At 40.3% G+C, this 21,527-nt stretch carries 9 protein-coding genes, 1 other RNA gene and 1 pseudogene; 4 read left to right on the top strand and 7 right to left on the bottom strand.

Features of this window, described 5'->3' with window-relative positions:
• Window positions 1-534 precede the first annotated feature (534 nt).
• Together F907_RS19405 and F907_RS04915 are read right to left on the bottom strand one after the other, a co-directional pair.
• Window positions 535-9,438 (bottom strand): calcium-binding protein, encoded by an 8,904-nt coding sequence (locus F907_RS19405; protein WP_016652823.1) that lies wholly within the window; start codon window positions 9,436-9,438, stop codon window positions 535-537.
• Window positions 9,439-9,440: 2 nt separating this feature from the next.
• Complete coding sequence (locus F907_RS04915; protein ID WP_081402442.1) at window positions 9,441-10,373, bottom strand: IS5 family transposase; 933 nt, start codon at window positions 10,371-10,373, stop codon at window positions 9,441-9,443.
• Window positions 10,374-10,426: 53 nt separating this feature from the next.
• On the opposite strand from F907_RS04915, the pseudogene F907_RS04910 reads away from it, so the two are divergent.
• The 4 genes and pseudogenes from F907_RS04910 to F907_RS04895 all read left to right on the top strand — a co-directional run.
• A pseudogene (locus tag F907_RS04910) lies at window positions 10,427-11,593 on the top strand (saccharopine dehydrogenase family protein); the annotation flags it as partial.
• Complete coding sequence (locus F907_RS04905; protein WP_016652825.1) at window positions 11,590-12,897, top strand: flavin monoamine oxidase family protein; 1,308 nt, start codon at window positions 11,590-11,592, stop codon at window positions 12,895-12,897. The pseudogene F907_RS04910 and the gene F907_RS04905, both read left to right, overlap by 4 nt.
• Window positions 12,898-12,902: 5 nt before the next feature.
• On the top strand, window positions 12,903-14,444 hold the full coding sequence (locus F907_RS04900) for a flavin-containing monooxygenase (protein WP_016652826.1): 1,542 nt from the start codon (window positions 12,903-12,905) through the stop codon (window positions 14,442-14,444).
• An 82-nt stretch (window positions 14,445-14,526) separates the two neighbouring features.
• Window positions 14,527-15,462: an alpha/beta hydrolase gene (locus tag F907_RS04895; protein ID WP_016652827.1), complete on the top strand. Its 936-nt coding sequence runs from the start codon at window positions 14,527-14,529 to the stop codon at window positions 15,460-15,462.
• 70 nt (window positions 15,463-15,532) lie between these two features.
• Here F907_RS04895 and F907_RS04890 read toward each other — a convergent pair whose 3' ends face one another.
• The 5 genes from F907_RS04890 to F907_RS04875 form a co-directional block, all read right to left on the bottom strand.
• Window positions 15,533-15,766, bottom strand: a complete 234-nt coding sequence (locus F907_RS04890; RefSeq protein WP_016652828.1) for an Arm DNA-binding domain-containing protein — start codon at window positions 15,764-15,766, stop codon at window positions 15,533-15,535.
• Window positions 15,767-15,950: 184 nt separating this feature from the next.
• Window positions 15,951-16,309: a transfer-messenger RNA gene (gene ssrA, locus F907_RS18560) on the bottom strand.
• Between the two features lie 160 nt (window positions 16,310-16,469).
• Window positions 16,470-18,464, bottom strand: a complete 1,995-nt coding sequence (ggt, locus tag F907_RS04885; protein ID WP_016652829.1) for a gamma-glutamyltransferase — start codon at window positions 18,462-18,464, stop codon at window positions 16,470-16,472.
• A gap of 310 nt (window positions 18,465-18,774) precedes the next feature.
• Entirely contained in the window at window positions 18,775-20,301 is a 1,527-nt protein-coding gene (locus F907_RS04880; protein WP_016652830.1) for a DHA2 family efflux MFS transporter permease subunit, read from the bottom strand.
• Window positions 20,302-20,307: 6 nt separating this feature from the next.
• Window positions 20,308-21,456, bottom strand: a complete 1,149-nt coding sequence (locus tag F907_RS04875) for an HlyD family efflux transporter periplasmic adaptor subunit (protein WP_005273417.1) — start codon at window positions 21,454-21,456, stop codon at window positions 20,308-20,310.
• Window positions 21,457-21,527 lie beyond the last annotated feature (71 nt).

Consider the following 21,527-nt stretch of genomic DNA (forward strand, 5'->3'; position numbering starts at 1 on the left):
ATAAATTTAAATAGTTGGTGGAGATGGCGTCAGTTGAACTAGATCAACAACATACTGTTTTATTTAAATTTTATTTTTATACAACTTAAATTTACCCAATTTTGACCCTTTGCCTTTCAGACTAGCCTGAGTATTGGGTAAGTCGGGGGTATCCTAATTGGGCTCTGATCTTGTCTCATCCATATTAGGCTCTTATCAATCCTATTTTAAAGTTAGCATTGCCATATCTCTGTTCTGATATACATGAGCTTACGCTTTTTGATACCCCCTTCGCCTTTATGTGTATCAATCTGTTGGGTCGATCTACTTAATTCCTGCAGGATGATACCTTTTCATAAAATTAATTCATTATTGTAGAATGAGGCATAGTTGCTTTGGGTAGGCTGATGTTCCCCAAGGTAAATTAATGGTAGATATAAAAAATTTACTTTGAAAAAATAGTGTAGATGAATTCCTTTCTTTAAATTGAGTTCATAATTATTATAAAAACCAATAGTTGTAGGGCAGCTAGCCCACCCTACAACTGTTTAAATATTAATAAATAATTGCCTGATTCAGCGTTAAATCTGCTATCGACAATGAATCAGCTTGGTTAGTAAATATTAGAAGATCTTTCGAAATTTCAGCTGGCTGATTACGGGCACTCAATGTATTAGTTTTTGCACTAGCATCATAAATAATCTCGATATAGTCAGAAAGATTGGTCTTAGTTGCTTGACTATCTAATATTTGAGACAAATCAATCTGATCTTCTGCCACATTAAAATCACTTAAATAATCCATAGCTGTTTCACCAGAAGTATTTAACAACAGTTGCAAAATATCATTGCCTTCATTTAAGACAAATAATTCACTCACTGCCGCATCACTACTCAATATATCATCCCCTAAATCACCAACTAAAATACTAGTAACTTCATCTTCTGCATTGACAGGATGACGGTTCACATCAAACACCTGATAAATCTGGTGCGAAGAAATACTGCCACCTGTTTCGAAATTGAAAGATTCAACCTCATGCGCCCCCCCAAGGAAGAAGTCTTTCACTGTAACCTTATTACTATCACTGCCATCCACCTTAAGGATTAGATCATCACCCGATTTTGTTAAATAGTTACCCACCTGATTAAAAGTAATTTCATTACCAAACACGACCTGATCTGTACCCAGCTTTTCATCAATAACCATGACACCAGAACTATAATTATAAGTGGTGTTAAATTCATCAAAATCCGTATTTTCAGGTAGTGTATTTTTCAACGCACTTTGTTGTGGCATGGTGATTCCAAACGCCCCAAAAATCTGTTCAGCAGTAATTTTCCCACCTGTCTCAAACTGGAATATTTCGACCAGATATTGACCTGCCAGAAAGAAATTCTTGACCGTAACTTTATTGGTATTGCTACCATTCACTTTCAGAATCAGGTCGTCACCTGATTTAGTCAAATAACTTCCTACCTGATTAAAGGTAATACCATTTTTAAAAATGACCTTATCAATGCCTGAATGTTCAGTAATGGTTAAAGCACCTGTGGTGTAGTTATAGACTGTATCACCGGCCACATCACTGGAGCCTTGATTACCTCCGCCTGTCGATGGCAAGCTTAAACCAAACGCCCCAAAAACTTGCTCTGCTGTTAAATTACCCCCTGTCTCAAATTCAAAATTCTCAACCAGATAATTTCCTGCCAGAAAGAAGTTTTTCACTGTGACTTTATTGGTGTTGCTACCATTCACTTTGAGAATGAGGTCATCACCTGATTTGGTCAGATAGTTACCCACCTGGCTAAAATTGATGCCATTTTTAAAGATGATTTTATCATTGCCCGACTGTTCGGTAATAGTCAATTCGCCAGAGCTATAGTTATAAGTTGTATCTCCCACAGGATTTGCTGGTGTTGATGTTTCTCCTGATGGAATTGTGAGTCCAAATGCACCAAAGATTTGTTCAGCCGTCAGTTGTCCACCTGTTTCAAACTGCAAGATTTCTACCAAATATTGACCAGCCTTAAAGAAATTTTTGATAGTGACCGTATTTGTATTGCTACCGTTTACTTTTAAGATCAGGTCATCACCTAATTTCGTCAGATAGTTTCCAACTTGACTAAATGTGATGCCATTTTTAAAGATAACTTTATCATTACCTGATTGCTCCGTAATAGTCATAGCACCAGAGCTATATAGATAAATGGTGTCACCAGCTGGATCAGATGAACCACCAGAGGAAGCATTGACCTTAACTGCAATCTGAGCCGCTGTAATAGTATAGCCACCATTCGGCTGCACACTGCTAATTGCTTTCTCCCCCCCCAGAAAATGGTCCTTAACTCGAATTGACTGATTTGAGTTGTTATCAATGGTGACTATCAGATCGTTATTTTCTTTTGTGAATATAATTCGATCTTCAGTAATACCCTTGTCCATTAGCCAAAGAACATCATTTCCCCCACCTGTCTGATCAATGGTATCTACTCCATCAGCTAAGTAGTAAAAATACTTATCATCACCTACACCACCATCCAGATAATCATTACCTGCACCACCGATCAATGTATCATTCCCTGAACCACCATAAATATGGTCATCACCTGCTCCACCGTCCAGATAGTCATTACCCCCACCGCCTTCAACGCGGTCATTTCCTGTCTGCGCCCAAATGGTGTCGTTACCCTCTAACCCTTCAATTAAATCGTTCTGTTCTGTTCCATACAATGTTTCTGATGAAGGTGTACCATCAATAAGATGATCGTATAAACCATTATACGATCGTAGTCTGATAATATTTGCGATATCCAAATTACTAAATAGATTATTACTACCTTCAAACTCTATACCAGCTATGCTTTGCTCTCCACCAAGATAATAATCTTTGATTAGAATTCCAGTCTCAGAATTATTGTTGAATATCAAAAAAAGATCATTATTATTCCGAACAAACTCAACATCGTCCAGCACTATACCAGATAAATGGATAATGTCATGACCACCGCCCGTCTGATTGATAGTATCAAAGCCATCTCCAATATTATAATAATAATGATCATTACCTAACCCACCAATATATGTATCAGTCCCTTCTCCACCATACATATGAACATCCATATCATGGGCAATAATAATATCATTGCCCATTCCACCATAGGTATTGGCAGATTGATATTTGATATAGACCGTATCATCACCGTCTCCCCCATAAATATTATCTTGGGGATAATTAGAAGAATTCATTATTAAGTTTTGATCATTGGGGTCATAGTTATAAATAATATCATTGCCGATACCACCATACACCTCATCTATCGCGGAAATATCATTGGCTACAATATAGTCATTTCCTTCTTCACCATACACACGACTTGCCCCAGAACCAGTATAGATATGGTCATCACCAGCCCCCGCATAAATATGGTCTCCATCAAAATGATGTGCGGTTACACCATAAATAATGTCATTTCCAGCGCCATAGACTGACTTAACCACTCCCTGATCAAAAATATCTGCCATGGACAATGTCGTACTTAGAAACTGGTAACCACTACCACCACTATAATTTACCTTAAGATTTTGACCATTATTAATAGACACGTCTAATTTCTTAATATTCTCAAAATCTTGATAGTTATAAATATCTTTAAAATAAAATAAAACATCACCCGAACTATATTTAGTTCGTGCCTCACCATATATATTACTATAACTTGATGAGTCCTGATCCAGAACAAACCTAAGATCACCCAACAATGCATCATATTCTATCGTGAAATTTCTACTAGTATCTTTAGTAAAGTTATAATATTGAATATTATTGATTGTATACTGAAAACTGCCATTAAGTGGATATACAAAATCACTAATATGATCACCTGCCCTTACCGAATAAAATGGAATCATCGATAGGCTAATCCGACCTTGATAATCCTCATCAACGATTAAGGTATTTCTGGAACCATCAGCAATACTATAGTTATCATAACCTAAACCACCATAAAGCATATGATGATCACCTTCAAGTACCCTTAAATAATCATCACCAATACCACCATAGATTTCTGTATAATATCCTCCTACACTAAGGGAATCATTACCCTCACCACCATAGAGACGAGAGTTTGAGGTATTTTTGACTTCAATTTCATCATCACCATCGCCAGCATAAATCTCATATTGACCATCAATTGCATTAACATAGTCATTTCCTGCAAGTGTATCTATAATATAATTATTCTCCCCCTTGATATAAATAACATCACTTTGCACAGTTCCATTTTTAACAATATTAACAATATCATTAAAGTTTAATAATAAGTTGTTTTTAGCAACATTAAATAAATCAATAGAATTAGATGTATTGATATATGAATAGAGGTCAGCAGAGAAGAATGACTCAATAGTTAAAATATCTGTAGTATTTTTTACTTTTATCAGTAAGTTTTTGGCTTCATTTTTATCCCTTACAAATTGAATATCTTCTATATCTATTTGATTAAAAACAACCTGGCTTGTTTCCTCACTCACTTTAGCATCAATAATCCTATCCTGCCCAAAACCTGAATCGAAAATGTAAATATCACTTCCACCACCACCATATAGAGTATCATCTCCCCCACCCCCAATTAAAATATCCTTGCCAACTCCACCATAGAGATGATCATTGTCAGAACCTCCGTCTAGATAATCATTCCCATCACCGCCCTCTAGAATATCATCACCATCTCCACCATATAAATGATCATTCTGATTATGACCAATTATATAGTCATTTCCAGCCAACCCATAAAGTGTATGTTCTTCACCATAAAATCCAACAATTACATCATCATCTGCGGTCGGCTTAAGTAGCTGTTGCTTAATATCTTCCTTGTCCCAGATTACACCACTCTGAAACTCAAGATAGTCTTTCCTTATAACTGTATTAATATCACTAAAATAGCGTTCCAGTATTAAGCTATCATTATTACTCTTAATTTTTATCAGCAAGTCATTATCCTGCCTATAAACACTAATATCCTCTGGATTCAAATTTATAAACTGTACCTTATTTTTCTCACTGGAGTACCTAACAAGATCATGACCATAATTCAACCCAAAAACAAAGATATTTTCTCCATTTCCACCATCCAAAATATCATCCCCTGCACCTCCATCTAATAAATCATGGTCAGCACCACCATAAAGCTCATCATGACCAGTACCACCATAGAGCCTATCATCACCAACTCCCCCATAAATTTTATCATTACCTCCCTCTCCATAAATCCTGTTATTCCCAAGATTCATTTCAATAATATCATCATCATTTGTTCCAATATAACTAACATCTGAACTTAATAATTTATTTTTAAACTCTTCCAAACTATAGTTTTTATTATTAATTTCAAAAAATGAAAACTTATCTATATCAATCTTAATTATATTTTCCTTATAATAAATCCCACCTTCTCTATAAAATAAATAGCTTTCATCTAGGCTAAAGTTAAACTTTATTGTATTCTCTGTATTGATCTCTATAATTTCATCTTGTCCAAATTTTTCATTAAAGATATAAATATCCCGTCCTAAACCACCTTGTAATATATTATTTTTTTCATTTGAAACCAGTGTATCATCACCTGTCCCACCTATTGCATTCTCTATGGTTGTACCATATCCAATAAAGCTTTGTCCCTCCGCCAAAATACTTTGGTTCTTTTGACCAACATAACTCCAGCCACCCGCATTCAGATCTAGGTAAATATTTTCGACCTGTTGTGAAGCATCAAAGGTATCAATACCATTACCATCCCAAATATACTTATCAAGAAAGGTATAGCTATTATTTTCTGCACGTATATTTTTATTGACCCCATACAAATAGTGTAATGCTGCTATATCATATATTTTTAATTCTGTATCATTTACACCATTAGAGCTATACGACATAATCGTATTGTTTTGGGTGTTCTCCAGTTCTGGTAATACGGGTGCTTCAAAAGGATGTTTCAGCCCCAAAGCATGACCAATTTCATGCAGTAAGACTTCAAAACCATCTTGTCCCTCATCGAATGAGTTTGCAGTGTCAAAGTAAGCCGAGTTTAAATGGATTTTCCCATTATATGCACTGGCATATCCTGCCGCAGCACCCGCATCAGCTTCAGTTAAATCATCTAAATAGAATTTAAGATCAGCTATACCTGTTTCTGATCGAATAAATGTAATATTTAATATTTGAGAGAATTTATTAAGCGCACTTTCTATGGCTTGCATTTGCTGGGTATAAAAAGGTTGGCTACCTGAAGCGCTATTTACAGGAAAAGAAAATGTGAGAATTTCCTTTCCTTGTGCGGCAATATAATCTCTGGTTACAAGCGCATCTACAAAATAAGCCACGTTTTCCAAAGGTTCAGGTGGTAACTCATTGTCTTCTGGAGGGGGGGCCATTTGCATGATTTGATCAGTATCCCAAACTGTTCCATCTTCAAAACGCACTTGCGAGATTTCAATCTGTTCAAATAGTTCCTGATTTTCTAGATAAGTATTTTTACTGGTATTTCTAACTTTATAATAATCTCTGACCGTTACTTGATCATCTATGCCATATTTGATCACCAAGTTAAAACCATCACGAATAACACTACGAGTTTGGCTTGGATCAAATGTAAAATAAATAAAATTTTGATAATTGAGTGCAGCTAAATCTGAGACCTCTTCTACAATGGTGTCTTTTCCATCGCCAATTGAAAAAATATATACATCTGAACCACGACCTCCATAAAGGAAATCATCCCCTGTATCGCCATACAGGATATCATCTCCATCACCACCATATAAATGATCTACTCCACTGCCACCAAATAGAATATCATTATTCTCTTTACCGTAGAGTTTATCATCCTCAGTTCCACCAAAGAGAATATCATCTCCCATCCCACCATCTAAGTGGTCTTTTCCTTGGTCACCAAAGAGAATATCATCTCCATCGCCACCATAAGTAAAGTCTCCATCATCCCCACCATAAATTATGTCATTTCCACCATTGCCCCGAATTGTATCCCCACCTTTTCCACCATAAATCAGGTCATCACCATATCGAGATGAATCAGTCGATTCTGGAGGTGCATTGGTTCCACTTAGATTTGGTAGATCACCAATGATGTTATCTTCTCCATCTCCACCATAGATGACATCTGACTCATACCCACCCATCATGGTATCATTATCGGCTCCACCATAGAGGTAGTCCCGACCAGCCCCACCATACAAATAATCAACACCTGCACCACCAAACAGATAATCGCTTCCCCCCATACCTAGGAGATAATCACTCTCTGTTCCACCATAAAGCTGATCAACACTGCCTGAACCAAAGATAAAATCCTGCCCCGATCCGCCATAGACAATATCCGCTCCTAATTGACCACCCTCATCTTTTTCTGGCAATAAAGCTAAAACAGTCCCTAATTCAATCTGTTTATTATTAACCGTTGCCGACAGATTGATATGTGGAAATAACGATGTACCATAGTAATAAACATATGATTTTGATTCTTCGCTATAGATTGGCACATAGTTAAAGTCAAGTTGCCACTCTCTATTGACAGACTGCAAAATATACTCAGCATCTAAGTTATATTGACCGGCAAAGACACTTGCACGAATTGCCCCATTTCCTGCACTGAGGATTAAATCATTTCCCTGCCCTCCGTAAATAATATCTTTTCCTGCTCCTCCCATAATAATATCGGCATCATCCCCTCCATCAATAAAGTCATCTCCATCACCACCAGTAATATAGTCCTTACCAGCTCCCCCCAAGAGTATGTCGGCTTCATATGTGGTACTTCCACTGATATAATCATTACCCGCTCCACCATTAACCTTATTTTGGTTATAGGCAATATTATTCCCACCTGTTAGCATTGGTAAATTTTCTAAGGATGGATCAGGGCTAGTTAGGATATTACTAAAACTCAACCCCATATCTCCATTATTTTTCCAACCATCTACATAAATTGTATTTTTCTCATCACCATCCTTGTGAATGCTTATTATTTTCTTATCATCCTCTTCACCCAGTTTTCTTATAATATATTGACCGTCCTGACTTCGCCATGCCTTAATCTCATAATCATATTCACCAGCAACGAGTTGTTGTGAGTTTATTAATATTTCACCCAAACCATCTATAATAAGACTTGTTTCACTTCCAGAACCAGGTGAAAAATAAAATTTATATATATCTAAACCACTTTCCCCCTCCAAAATATTTACACCAGCGCCACCCTGAATAATATCAGCACTTTTCCCACCATAAATAAGGTCATTCCCCTCTCCACCTTTTATTTTAGCCGATTCTGCACCAGCATAGATAATATCATTACCACTTGCACCATTAAGTTCATCTGGTAATGAGTTAGTATTATTTTTATCAGCATAAATAATATCGTTACCACCACCACCATCTGCTTTTAACTGCCCTTGACCTCCAACAATAATATCATTGCCATTTCCACCATAGAGTTCATCATTATCTAGACCACCATTAAGGTAGTCATTTCCATCTCCACCATAGAGATAGTCATTGTCTGCATTACCAAGTAGTACATCATTATGGTTTCCACCATACAAATGATCGTCTCCATCCCCCCCATATAGAATATCCTGACCTGCCGCACCAAACATGGTGTCTTTTCCAGCATATCCATATGCGGTGTTTATACTTCCGTTATCACTTAATTCAACATTAATGTAGTCATTCACATCTAGAGAGAAAACTCTTTTTCCTGTATAAATTCGATCATTACCATAGCTGCCATAAATTACGTCATTCCCCTCCCCACCGATTAATGTATTTCTACTTGTGTCAAACTGAGAAAATTGCTCAAAATCACTTTTAGTGCCTAAAAAGTACATATCTAATTCTTTGTTATACCGATCACCACTATTTCCAGCAATTAAGATATCATTTCCATCCCCACCATCGAGCGTATCATTACCGTCACCACCTGCTAAACGGTCATTTCCATTTCCACCATGCAGGAAATCATTATCTTCACCTCCATAAAGATAATCCTGACCAGCTCCACCATATAAAAGATCATTGCCTTTTTCACCATATAGGCGATTTGTTGTTCCAGCATCAGCTAGATCATTTTCCACATCTCCTGCATAAAGGTGATCATCATCATTTCCACCATAGAGAGTATCTGAACCGCTCCCTCCATAAAGTTTATCTTGCCCTTCACCGCCAATTAAAGTATCACTGCCCTGACCACCATATAGATAATCATTATCTTCCCCACCATCAATATAATCACCACCTTTACCTCCATATAAGTAGTCATTGCCACTTAGACCATGAAGACGATCTCCATATGCACTTCCAGTAAAATTATCATTTTTGCTTTCAACAGGCTTTGTTGCACAAAGATTTGAAATGCAAAGCGCCCCTAATTGAGCCAAATTTAAGGCGTAACTTGGGTAAGTGGTCGACCTAATTCCGTAAATCTGTTAAGGACTGCTACACGTGCATGGATCTCATTCACTTGGCTATCAAAACTCCTTGCACTGAGTTTATCGCCTAATAATTTGATGCAATGCATCTTAGTTTCAACCAAACTTCGACGATGATAGCCTGACCATTTTTTCCATAGTGTCCTGCCTAAACGTTTAATTGTTCTAAGTAATTCATTTCGCTCTAGCGAGCTACTCTTTGTATCTTTCCATGGTTTCGCATTTTTTCTAGGTGGAATCACCGCATGCGCTTGCCGATCTGCAATGACCTGACGGCATTGCTTGGTGTCATAAGCTCCATCGGTATAAACACAGTTAATCTGCTCATCTTGTGGAATCTGATTAAGTAAATCACCAAGCACCTGTGAATCACTGACATTATTGGTTGTAAGCTGAACTGCTCGTATTTGTAGGGTTTTAGCATCTATACCAATATGAAGTTTACGCCATTGGCGACGATATTCAGGTCCATGTTTCTTGCATTTCCATTCGCCCTCACCTAGAAACTTCATGCCTGTAGAGTCCATGAGTAGATGCAGCCCATCGCTACTTTTTTGGTAGCTGATTACAATATCAATATGCTTTTGTCTTCTACAAAGCGTGGTGTAATCTGGAGCTATCCAATTTAATCCGCAAAGTTTAATCAGACTTTGCACAAAGCCAGTGACCATACGTAAAGACAGACGGAATAAGGATTTAATCATTAAGCAGCATTGGATGGCTGCGTCGGAGTAGGTTTGATTTCGCCCTTGTTTGCCTTTTGATGGCGCATACCATTGCGTAGCAGGATCAAACCAAATGGCAATATTTCCGCGACTCATGAGTGCTCGGTTATATGCGGACCAATTGGTTGTGCGGTAGATTTTGTGTGTAGGCTTCTTCATTTGAAAATTATATCGCTGAAAAACCCTTTACAGATAGGTTTGTGCAACAAAGCCATTGGGAGTTAATACTTTGTGACATTCGTCCAGAATTACTTTCTCCTCTTGTCGAAAAACTTCCTAAAAGTCTAGCAACTACACAACGCTTAGATTTATATGACAAGGAAAATTTACGGGAAGTAATTAAAGGAGCTCATTTAGTTGTACTTGGAGCTGGACCATATATTCGAACTTCAGCACCAGTCATCGAAGCTTGCCTTGAAGCAAAAATACCGTATTTAGATTTTGATGATGACGTTGAAAGTACAGAACATGCACTTGCACTGCATGAAAAAGCGAAAGCAGCTGGTATTCCAATATATGTAGGTTGTGGCGCTTCTCCTGGTATGTCTAATGTTTTGGTTGTTGATGCAGCAAATCAGTTAGATACAGTTGAAAATATTGATTGTTGTTGGCTCGTAGGTGATGAACGTCCAGGTATTGGTCGAGCAGTGCTAGAGCATTTCCTACATATTACTGCTGGTGATTGTTTGACATGGGAAGATGGAAAACGAGTAAATCATGAAACATTCGTTGAAATTGGTTACGCTCCTTTAGGTGAAGGTCAAGACGAAGTACTTTTGTATGAAACTGCTCATCCAGAACCAATTACTTTGCCACGTAAATATCCAAATGCTAAACGTATCCGCTGCCTAGGTGGTCTTGATCCAGCACCATTTAACGGTCTTGGACGTGGCGTTGGGTTAGCTGTTCATAATGGAGAAATGACAGTTAAAGAAGGCGTCGATTTCCTTGAAGATCTACTCAATAAAAAATTAGGTTCAGTTAAAGGTTGGAAAGCTGCTATAAGCGGTATGATGGGCCAAGTCAAACGTAAAGAATCGACCTTTGCTGCGATGGTAGAGTTTCTTACAAAATCTGCGATCGGTCAGACTTATCAATACAGAGGCGGTTTATTAGCAAGAGTATCTGGTACAAAAAATGGTAGGCCTGCTGTCGCAATACGTCGATCAATAACTGCAAAACAAGATCCATATTTATTTAAAGATATGGCAGCAATTACAGGTACAGCTTGTGCAGCCTTTATGGTTCTAGCTCTGGACGAAAGCGGGAAACGAAGTGGTGCTTTTGCGCCAGAAGATTGGGCTGAGCCAGAAGCTTTCTATAATGCACTTGAACGTGTAGGTACACCACGCGCTGAAATCGTGGAGAGTGTACTATGAACAAGTATGATTATGATGTAGCAGTGATTGGTGCTGGATGTGCAGGTGTCGTTGCAGCGCGCGACTTAAGCAATGCTGGTCATACGGTTGTATTATTAGAGGCGCGTGACCGTATTGGTGGGCGAACTTTTACTGGTGAAGCATTTGGTCGACAAGTTGAATTTGGTGGTGGTTATGCGCACTGGACTCAACCCTATATTTGGCGAGAACTGCAACGCTATGGTATTGGCTTAAACCCTCCTACAGAAGTTGATAAAACAGTTTGGTTTGCTGACGGTAAGCTACATACTGGCACACAAGCTGAATATGCAGCCGTTGCCGAACCATTACTGACACTTTTCTTTAATGATGCTCGTCAATGGTTCCCTCTTCCATATGATATAAATGCTATCGATACCAGTGACCTTGAGAGACAAACCTTAGGAGATCGACTTAACGCCTTAAATTTATCAACTTATGAACGTGACGTTTTAGATGGATTGTTATCGACTCTAGTTTATTCTTGGGATGAACAAGGCGTCGCTCAAATCTTATTCTGGGCAGCTACATATTTTGGAAATTGGGGGGCATTTTTCGAAGTCGCAGGTTCTTGGCCAATTGCAGGCGGCACACAAAAACTGGTAAGAGCTATTCACAATGATTCAGGTGCTGAATTACGACTTTCTTCACCAGTTGCAACCATAGATGATCAAGGTGATCAACTTGTAATTACGACCCAATCTGGTGAAAAGGTTGTGTCAAAAAAAGTCCTCGTTGCCGTTCCATTAAATGTTTTATCTGATATCAAAATTACACCTGAAGTTAATCAATCTGTTCAAAATATGATTGATGTAAAACATCCAATGCGTACCGCTAAATTATGGGCACGTGTCCGTGGAAAGATCGAGCCTTTTATTGCATTCGCACCTGTTGAGCAAAACCCAATTAATACCATTCGTGTTGAATATGAACATGGAGATGATTCACTTTTAGTATGTTTTGTTTCTGATGAATCAACTATTGATGTGAATGATGTTGAAGCTGTTCAAAAATCTTTACGGATGTTTAATCCAGACATTGAAGTACTTGAAGTCGCGTCGCATAACTGGGCCACTGATCCTTTTGCGCAAGGAACTTGGGTACATCATCGCCCTGGGAATTTAACGGGCGCTGTTCCACTTCTACACAAACCTCATGGAAACATCTATTTTGCTGGTGGCGATATAGCAGCAATGACCATGGGCGGGATCGAGGGCGCCTTACAGTCTGGTATTGAAACTGCGGCAAACATAAGTCATGCAATGACTAAAAAATTAGCGGAGTAAATATCATGGACAAGAAAAATGATTTTAATCAATCTTTGGATGTAGAAACACTTATCATTGGCGCAGGGATTGCGGGTATTAGTGCGGCATACCATCTAAAGAAAAATCGCCCTAATTCGAGTTTTTTAATTCTTGAAGGCCGAGAACAAATTGGTGGTACTTGGAGTTTCTTTCGCTATCCTGGTATTCGCTCAGATTCAGATATGCAATCTTTTGCTTTTGGCTTTAAACCATGGACTCAAAATAAGACTTTTGGTAGTGCGCAAATGATCTGTGATTATTTGCAGGAAACCATTACAGAAAATGGTATCGACAAACATATCCAATTTGGCAGCTATGTAACCAGTGCAGAGTTTTCATCGGATGAGGGGCTTTGGACTGTTAAAGTCAAACAAAAAGATCAAAAAAACTTAGTTACCTTACGCTCTCGTTTCTTACTTATGGGCACAGGTTATTATGACTATAATAATGGTTATACCCCTGAATTTAAGGGAATAGAAGAGTTTAAGGGGCAAATCGTCCATCCTCAACACTGGCCCAAAAATCTGAACTATTCAGGTAAAAAAGTTGTGGTGATCGGTAGTGGTGCAACAGCAGTGACCTTAATCCCTGCTATGGCAAATGATGTTGGACATATCACCATGCTGCAACGATCACCTAGTTATGTCATTGCGATGCCAAGTGTCGATCCTATTGCCGTTGCTCTAAATAAAGTACTTTCCCCTCAACGTGCTTATGAAATTATTCGAAAGAAAAATATTGCACTGAGTCGGGGGGTGTTTAATTTAAGTCGCCGTTTTCCTGATGTGATGCGTCGCTTATTAATCGCAGATGTACGACGCAGATTACCTAAAGGCTTTGATGTCGATACTCATTTTTCGCCTAAATACAATCCATGGGATGAGCGTCTATGCGTAGTTCCAGATGGAGATATGTTTAAAGCTATTTCAGCAGGAAAAGCTTCTGTCGTTACTGACCATATCGAACGCTTTACCAAAGAAGGCATATTGTTGAAGTCTGGAAAAGTTCTAGAAGCAGACATCATTATTACTGCAACAGGTTTAAATATGCTGGCATTCAGCAAGATTCAACTTACTGTCGATGGTAAAAATATCAATTATCCAGATACCACCATCTATAAATCCATGATGCTATCTGATATCCCTAATTTTGCATTTGCATTTGGCTATACCAATATCGCATGGACACTAAAAGTAGATCTCGTCTGGAAGCATTTCTGCCATATGCTTGACTATATGGATGAGAACAAATACGGAACATTCACCCCTGTTATTCATAATAAAGACATGAAACGTGTTCCTTTTGTTGATTTGAGTCCAGGATATGTTCAACGTGGTTTAGCACAGTTCCCTATGGCTGGAACTGAAGGAAATTGGACGCTTCAACACGATTACAAATTTGATTTAGAGCGGCTGACTAACGATTCTGTGGTTGATAAAGCATTACAGTTCACCGATATTCGGCCCAAGAAAAAGTTGACTGTCGTTACAGAATCATCTTCAGAACAATTGAAGATCAAAGCGTAATATTGCATTCAAAATTCCAGTCTCTTATTTAAACCAAACCTAAAAGTTTAGATGAGAGACTAAAATAGATTGGGTAAACATTATGGAAAATATTAAATTTACCAGTAAAGGAATTACATGTTCAGCATGGTATATCCCGACTACATCGGATAAATATAGAAATTCACGAGGACGACCATGCATTATCATGGCAAATGGCTTTGGGGGCACAAAAGATACTGGTTTGTTACATTTTGCAGAGCCATTGAGTAAAGCGGGCTTTGATACATTTATATTTGATTATCGTGGGTTTGGAGAGTCTGGTGGTTTTCCAAGACAGAACGTTTCCTATAAAAATCAACGTGAGGACTATCATGCAGCAATTGCAGCTGTACGAAGTTTACCGAATATAGATCGAAATCGTATAGCGCTTTGGGGGACATCTTATTCTGGTGGGCATGTTATGGTCGTTGCTGCCCAAGACAAAAAAATATCCGCTGTGGTATCCATGAATCCTGCAACTGATGGCTTAGCAGCCCTTTCACAAATCTATCGTTATGGCGGTTTAAAACAATTAACTGTTGCAATTGGACATGGTCTAAAAGATTTAGCTTATTCACTGCTCAGTCAAAAATCTCACCTTATTCCAATCGTAGGGCAACCTAATACTGCTGCAATGATTAGCACACCAGGCGCAGAAGCAGGATATAAATTAATGGCCGGTCCAACTTGGCGAAATGAAGTTTGTGCCCGTACAGCTTTAGAAGTTGCGAGAAATCGACCGATTACTTTCGCTCACCAGATATTATGTCCTTTACTTGTACAAGTAGGCTCAAATGATCAAGTAGCTCCGCCCGATGCTGCCCGTAAGTCCGCTAATTTAGCAAATGGACAAACTAAACTACTAGAATATCCAATAGACCATTTTGATTTTTACATTGGGTCGTGGCAAAAAAAATTGCTTGAAGATCAGCTTAATTTCTTACATAAGGTCCTTAGCTCTAGAAAAACTAGAGCTAATCAATCCCAAACACCCTAATAGGAATACATTAGATTACTAAAAGTTTTTGAATAATTTTGAAAGCCCTAAATTTTAGGGCTTCATCATATTAATTCAAAGCCTGAACCAACTGCTGCAACCCTTTCTGAATATCCTGAACATGAGTTAAATCATTAGGTTGCTGATGGTGCTCTGACTTACGCTCACCAAGAACAGTAAAGCGTATGTTCCAGTATTTTTGCCCTGATGGCGTTACGAGAAGTGATAGACCGTTCTCATCCGAAAGGCGATATCGTTTTTCTTTTGACTGTGCTTTTCTGCATTCTATATCAGTAAGCTTCATCTGTATTTACCCTTTATCTAGACTAAAAATAATTGGGTAAATTTTCCCAATAATTACCCACAGAAGACAAAAATAAGGTCAAATCAAGTCGGATGATATCGGACAAACAGGCAAATAAAAAAGCCTTTAAGCATTGAACTTAAAGGCTTTTTTATATCGGATCGAACAATCCCGAATAATATTTTGGTGGAGATGGCGGGAGTCGAACCCGCGTCCGCCAGCACTACGCCCGAGAATACTACATGCTTAGATATCGTCTACTATTTTAACTCTTTGTGACCCGACGAACAGGGTACAAATCGCGATCCTCTAAATTTAGTACAAAGCCCCGAGGCTTGGCTTTATACGGACTTGTGTGCGTGCGCTTCAGTCGGGTTCACTGACCACAAGTATTCAGTGAAGCGGACAAGCTGCCCTTAGGCAGCTAGAGCGTATGATTCGTCGTTTGCGACTAAAAAATGCAAATTTGATTTACGAGAGGAAATGCGCTCTCGGCATGCATCTATGAGTTTCATTACCAGCGTCGAAGCCAGAAACATCCCCAAAGTACAGCGCAATCATAGCATAGATGACTAAAATTTAAATGTTAATTTGTCATCATCGTGCAAAATATGCGCTTCTAAGCTTATATTGTTGCTGGACTTGGCTTTTCAAGACCTGAATTAAAAGAAGTTGCCACAAAGATAGCATTCTCAATATGAACTTATAATGCACCATTACCTAACACAATGCCCTCACGGCGTGGGTCTACTCCACCAGCATATTTGCTTTGCTTATCAATTTTGACTTTCATAATCGTGGCAATACCACTGGTTTGTGCCGTATTGGAAATACCATGCCCTTTTGCTTTTAAACCATCAATCAGTTCCAGCAAGGACAACTGGTCATTTGAGCTATCAATATTGGTATTTGGGTTATTGGTTGCACCGAAGTTCACCAGCGAAGTCGCCTGCTGTGCATTCAGGTTCCAGTCCAATGCCCCAACCAAGGTTTTAACGACATATTGAATAATGGTGCCGCCACCCGGTGAACCTGTTGCCATATAGAACTCATCAGCTGTGGTTCCTTTAAATACTAAAGTGGGCGCCATGGTACTACGTGGACGTTTGCCCCCTTCGACCCGATTGGCCAACAAGGCTCCTGTTTGATCGACAGGGTTGGCACTAAAGTCGGTTAGCTGATTGGATAACAAGAAACCGTCGACCATATGGAATGACCCCATGCTTGATTCGACTGTCGATGTCATGGATACCACGTTGCCATAGGCATCGACGATGGTGAACTGTGTGGTGCCATGCTCAACCGTCTTATCGATGCCCGCATTTGAGTCGAATTGACCTGCTTGCGCCACGCCCATACTTTGATCTGGATTGATCAATGCGGCCCGTTGCTTTAAATAGTTTTTATCAAGCAAACTGGCAATGCCCTTCGCAGGTAATGAAACGAAGTCAGTATCTGCTACATATTTATCACGATCTGCATAGGCCAAGCGCTCTGTCTCAGAAACTAAATGTACGCCCATGACATCGGGTATTCCGCCTTCATTTTCTGGATGTTTCGGTGGATATTTGCTCATCTCGAAGTTTTCTAAAATACCCAACGTTTGCGCAACTGCAATTCCACCTGAGGATGGTGGTGGCATGGTACAAACATAATAACGGTCACGGTAAGTCGTACAGATTGGCGTGCGTTTTTTAACCTGATAATTCGATAAATCCTGTAAAGTCATCAAGCTTGGGGTAATCGGTGTACGGGCGGCATCATCCCCGATTGTTTGTCCAGCTTTTGCCACGATATTCTGCGCCATCGGCCCACTGTACATGGCTTTTGCACCTTGGCTTGCCAGTGCTTCCAGCGTTTTGGCATAGGCTTTATTGGTCATGGTTTCACCGACTTTTCTCGGTGTACCATCTGGGTAGAAATAAGTCGCTACCGCATTGGCATCCAGTGCCAAATGGTCGGCATTACTTGCAATGGCATCGGCCAGACGCCCCGGAATGCGAAAACCGTGATCAGCCAGATCAATGGCTTGATTAAAAAGCTGATCCCATTTCAGTTTGCCATGCTCCTGCTGAGCCTGTTCCAGTAACCGCATCACCCCAGGAACCCCGATCGAACGTCCGCTACGGCGGGTACTTGGTACAGGGGCTGGAGATTCTGGATCATGTATATCCTGTCGAATCAGATAGTATTCATTGGCTGCGGCAGGCGCAGTTTCTCGCCCGTCATAAGCTGTGACCGTTTTGCTTTTGGCATCGTAATACATCATAAAGCCACTGCCTGCGATAGTACTGGATTGTGGCTCAACCAGTCCCAATACCGCCTGTACCGCAACGGCCGCATCAACGGCACTGCCACCCGCTTTTAAAATCTCGCATCCCGCCTTTACTGCCAATGGCGTGTTCGCGACCACCATATATTTATCGGTATATTTAACCGTATTGTTTAATCGATAACCTGATGCACCTTCGGGGGCCGCTGGATCACCATTCTGATCTGAACCCACCACCACACTGGAACCATCCTGTGCCAGTTTGCTACAGCTCGTTGAATCTTGGTCAATAATTAAATTGGAATTTGATGGGTGATTGCTATTGGAGTCATTGCCCGATTGATCTGATGAGGAATTATTTCCACATCCTTGTAATATGCCAACAGCCAATAGACTACTGAACAAAAATGAATATCTATGATTCACGTGATAACTCCACTATATCGATCGACCTATCCATGCAATTGTCATGCAAGCGTCTTTATTTTTAGGTACAAATGTTTTTTAATCTTTGATAAAAAATAACTTTTAGTCATCTCTAATAATTTTGGGCCTTCAACCCTGAGCCCACCAATGTCCCTCCTTGTTTGACCATGTCGTCCTTTTGAACTTTCAGCCCGATTCTGGCACGTATTTCTGGTATAAAAACAGGCAAAATCTAACAATTCCTAGCCAAGACACTATTTTTATACATAAAAAAGCATCTCCTAAGAGATGCTTTTTTTCTTCAAAATATCTAGTGCGTTGGCATGCCACCCGTATTGCCTTTCGGCTTTGGACTCATCCAGATCAAGGCACTGGCAAACACAAAGACGATCGCCAACAGCATAAACACATGATTGGCAGACATGGTAATGGCTTCTTTATCGACCAGATTCGAAATCACAGCGAGTGTCGCATCAGATGAGAACCCATTCTGCAATAGCGTATTTTGTACTTCTTGCGGATGCAAATTACTTACCATTTCACTACGCGCCACTTTGGCATGATCATCCCAAATCGTGACTGCAATTGATGCACCAATCGCCCCTGCCATGGTTCTCAAGAAGTTCATCAAACCTGCAGCCGAGGCCATTTCCTGTGGCAACACCGAACCCATTGCAATATTCGACAGTGGAATAAAGAAGAATGGCACGGCAAAGCCCTGCAAGATTTGAGGCCATGCCAAAGACATAAAGTCAGCATCCGTCACCCAGAAAGCGCGCATTAAAGTCACGACACCCAGCAAGGCTAAACCAAAACTGGCCAAGGCACGCGGGTCATATTTGGTTGACAACTTGGCCACAATCGGGGACATGGTCAGACTGCCAAAACCCATGGTCGCGGTTAGATAGCCTGCCCATGTGGCGGTATAACCCAAATTAATCTGCAGCCACTGTGGAATCAGCACAATACTGCCAAAGAAGGAACCGAAGCCAAAAGCCAGCGCCAATACGGACACGGCGAAGCCCCGATGTCGGAACACATGCAAATTCACCACGGGATGCTTTTCGGTCAGCTCCCAGATCATAAACACAATAAAACCAACCACGGCAATTAAAGCCAGCATGATTATACTGCTGCTGTTAAACCAGTCCCGTTCATGTCCCAAATCGAGCATCAATTGCAGTGCGCCAATCCAGAGCACCAACAACCCCAAACCAATCGCATCAATCCGCAGTTTTTCAGTTTTGGTTTCAGCCACAGATAACAAACGTATCGCAGCTAAAACACAGAAAATCCCCACTGGAATATTGATAAAGAAAATCCAGTGCCAAGAGAGATTGTCACTGATTAATCCACCAAGAATTGGCCCTAAAATTGGCCCGATCACCGTGGTCATCGCCCAGAGACCCATCGCCTGTGCATGCTTTTCAGGTGGGAAAATCCGCATCAATAAGGTTTGGCTGAGTGGCATGAGTGGACCACCACACAGGCCTTGTCCGATACGGAAAAACACCAGCATTTCTAACGAGGTGGCAAGACCACATAAAAAAGAAAAGATGGTAAAACCAATCAGACCAAAAACAAACACGCGCACTGTGCCAAAGCGTCCTGCAAGCCATCCGGTTAAAGGTACACAAATCGCTTCTGCAACGGCGTAGGAGGTAATAACCCATGTCCCTTGTGAACTGGAAACTGCGAGATTACCCGTAATATGAGGCACAGATACGTTGGCAATGGTGGTATCCAGGACCACCATAAAATTAGAAAGGGCGATGACAAATGCTGCAAGCAGTAAACGCCCGCCACTGAGTTCTGCAAAAGGGTTTTGCGTTTTCATGGCTGATTACTTCGATGCGAGATCAATATCCGCTTGCATCGACAGCCCCACACGCAATGGATGTTGTGCAAGTTCTTTCGGATCAAGGCTGATACGTACAGGTAAACGCTGTACCACTTTAATCCAGTTACCTGTGGCATTTTGTGCAGGAATCAAGGCAAATGCCGCCCCTGTACCACCAGAAAAACCTTGTACTACGCCGTGATAAACCACATCATCGCCATACAAATCAGAGCGTAAAGTGACTTTTTGTCCGGCTTTGACTTTCGCCAATTGGCTTTCTTTATAGTTGGCATCGACATACAGCGCAGACACTGGGACTACCGACATCATTACCGTACCCGGCGCAACGCGTTGTCCAATCTGGATATTACGACGCGCGATCACGCCATCGATAGGTGCTCGAATTACCGTACGTTCTAGATCCAGTGCAGCTTGTTCCACATGCGCTTTCGCCACCAATACATCAGGAGTCGATGCTTCATTGAAACCTTGAATCAAGGCATCGTTGGCGGCCAATGTACTTTCCGCAGCTTTACGGCTCGAAGAGGCTTGCGCCAAACCAGCTTGTGCTAATTCCAGACTGGCTTTTGCCGTAGAAACCGCACTTTGTGCCTTACTCAATTCCTCTTTAGAAATCGCGCCAGATACAGCCAGCTCATTACGACGATTTAACTCCAGCGCAGCACGATCATAGTCCGCTTGCGCCTTGCTTACTTGTGCTTGTGCACTGGTGATTTCATCATTACGTACCACCACTTGAGAGTTCAAAGAACTGCTATTGGCCTGACTTTGTTTGTATTGACGCTGCGCCTTGGCAAGTTCTGCCTGCGCCTGTGCCAATTGAATCTTGGCATCACGCTCATCAATACGCACCAATACATCGCCCTGTTTGACCTGTTGCGTCTCTTTCACCAATACGTCAGCGACCTGCCCACTGACCATCGAGGTAATCTGTGCAGTTTCTGCACCGACATAGGCATTGTCAGTACTGACTGAATGATTGAAGAACAGTGCCCAAATACCGTACAGGATTGCAGCAAGAATGAGAATGAGTGCGAAAAATCCGAGAAACTTTTTACGTTTTGCTTTCATTGCATCATCTGATGCCGAGTCTGAAGCAACATCCTGAGGCTTGGCTTGGGCGTCGGTCATAGGTTATTCCTGAAAATTAAAGAGACTTTTTAACTTTTGGTTTAATCAGCCGATCAGTTTATTTTTAAAAA

Origin of the sequence: Acinetobacter colistiniresistens, from assembly GCF_000413935.1 — a bacterium.
Taxonomy (GTDB): domain Bacteria; phylum Pseudomonadota; class Gammaproteobacteria; order Pseudomonadales; family Moraxellaceae; genus Acinetobacter; species Acinetobacter colistiniresistens.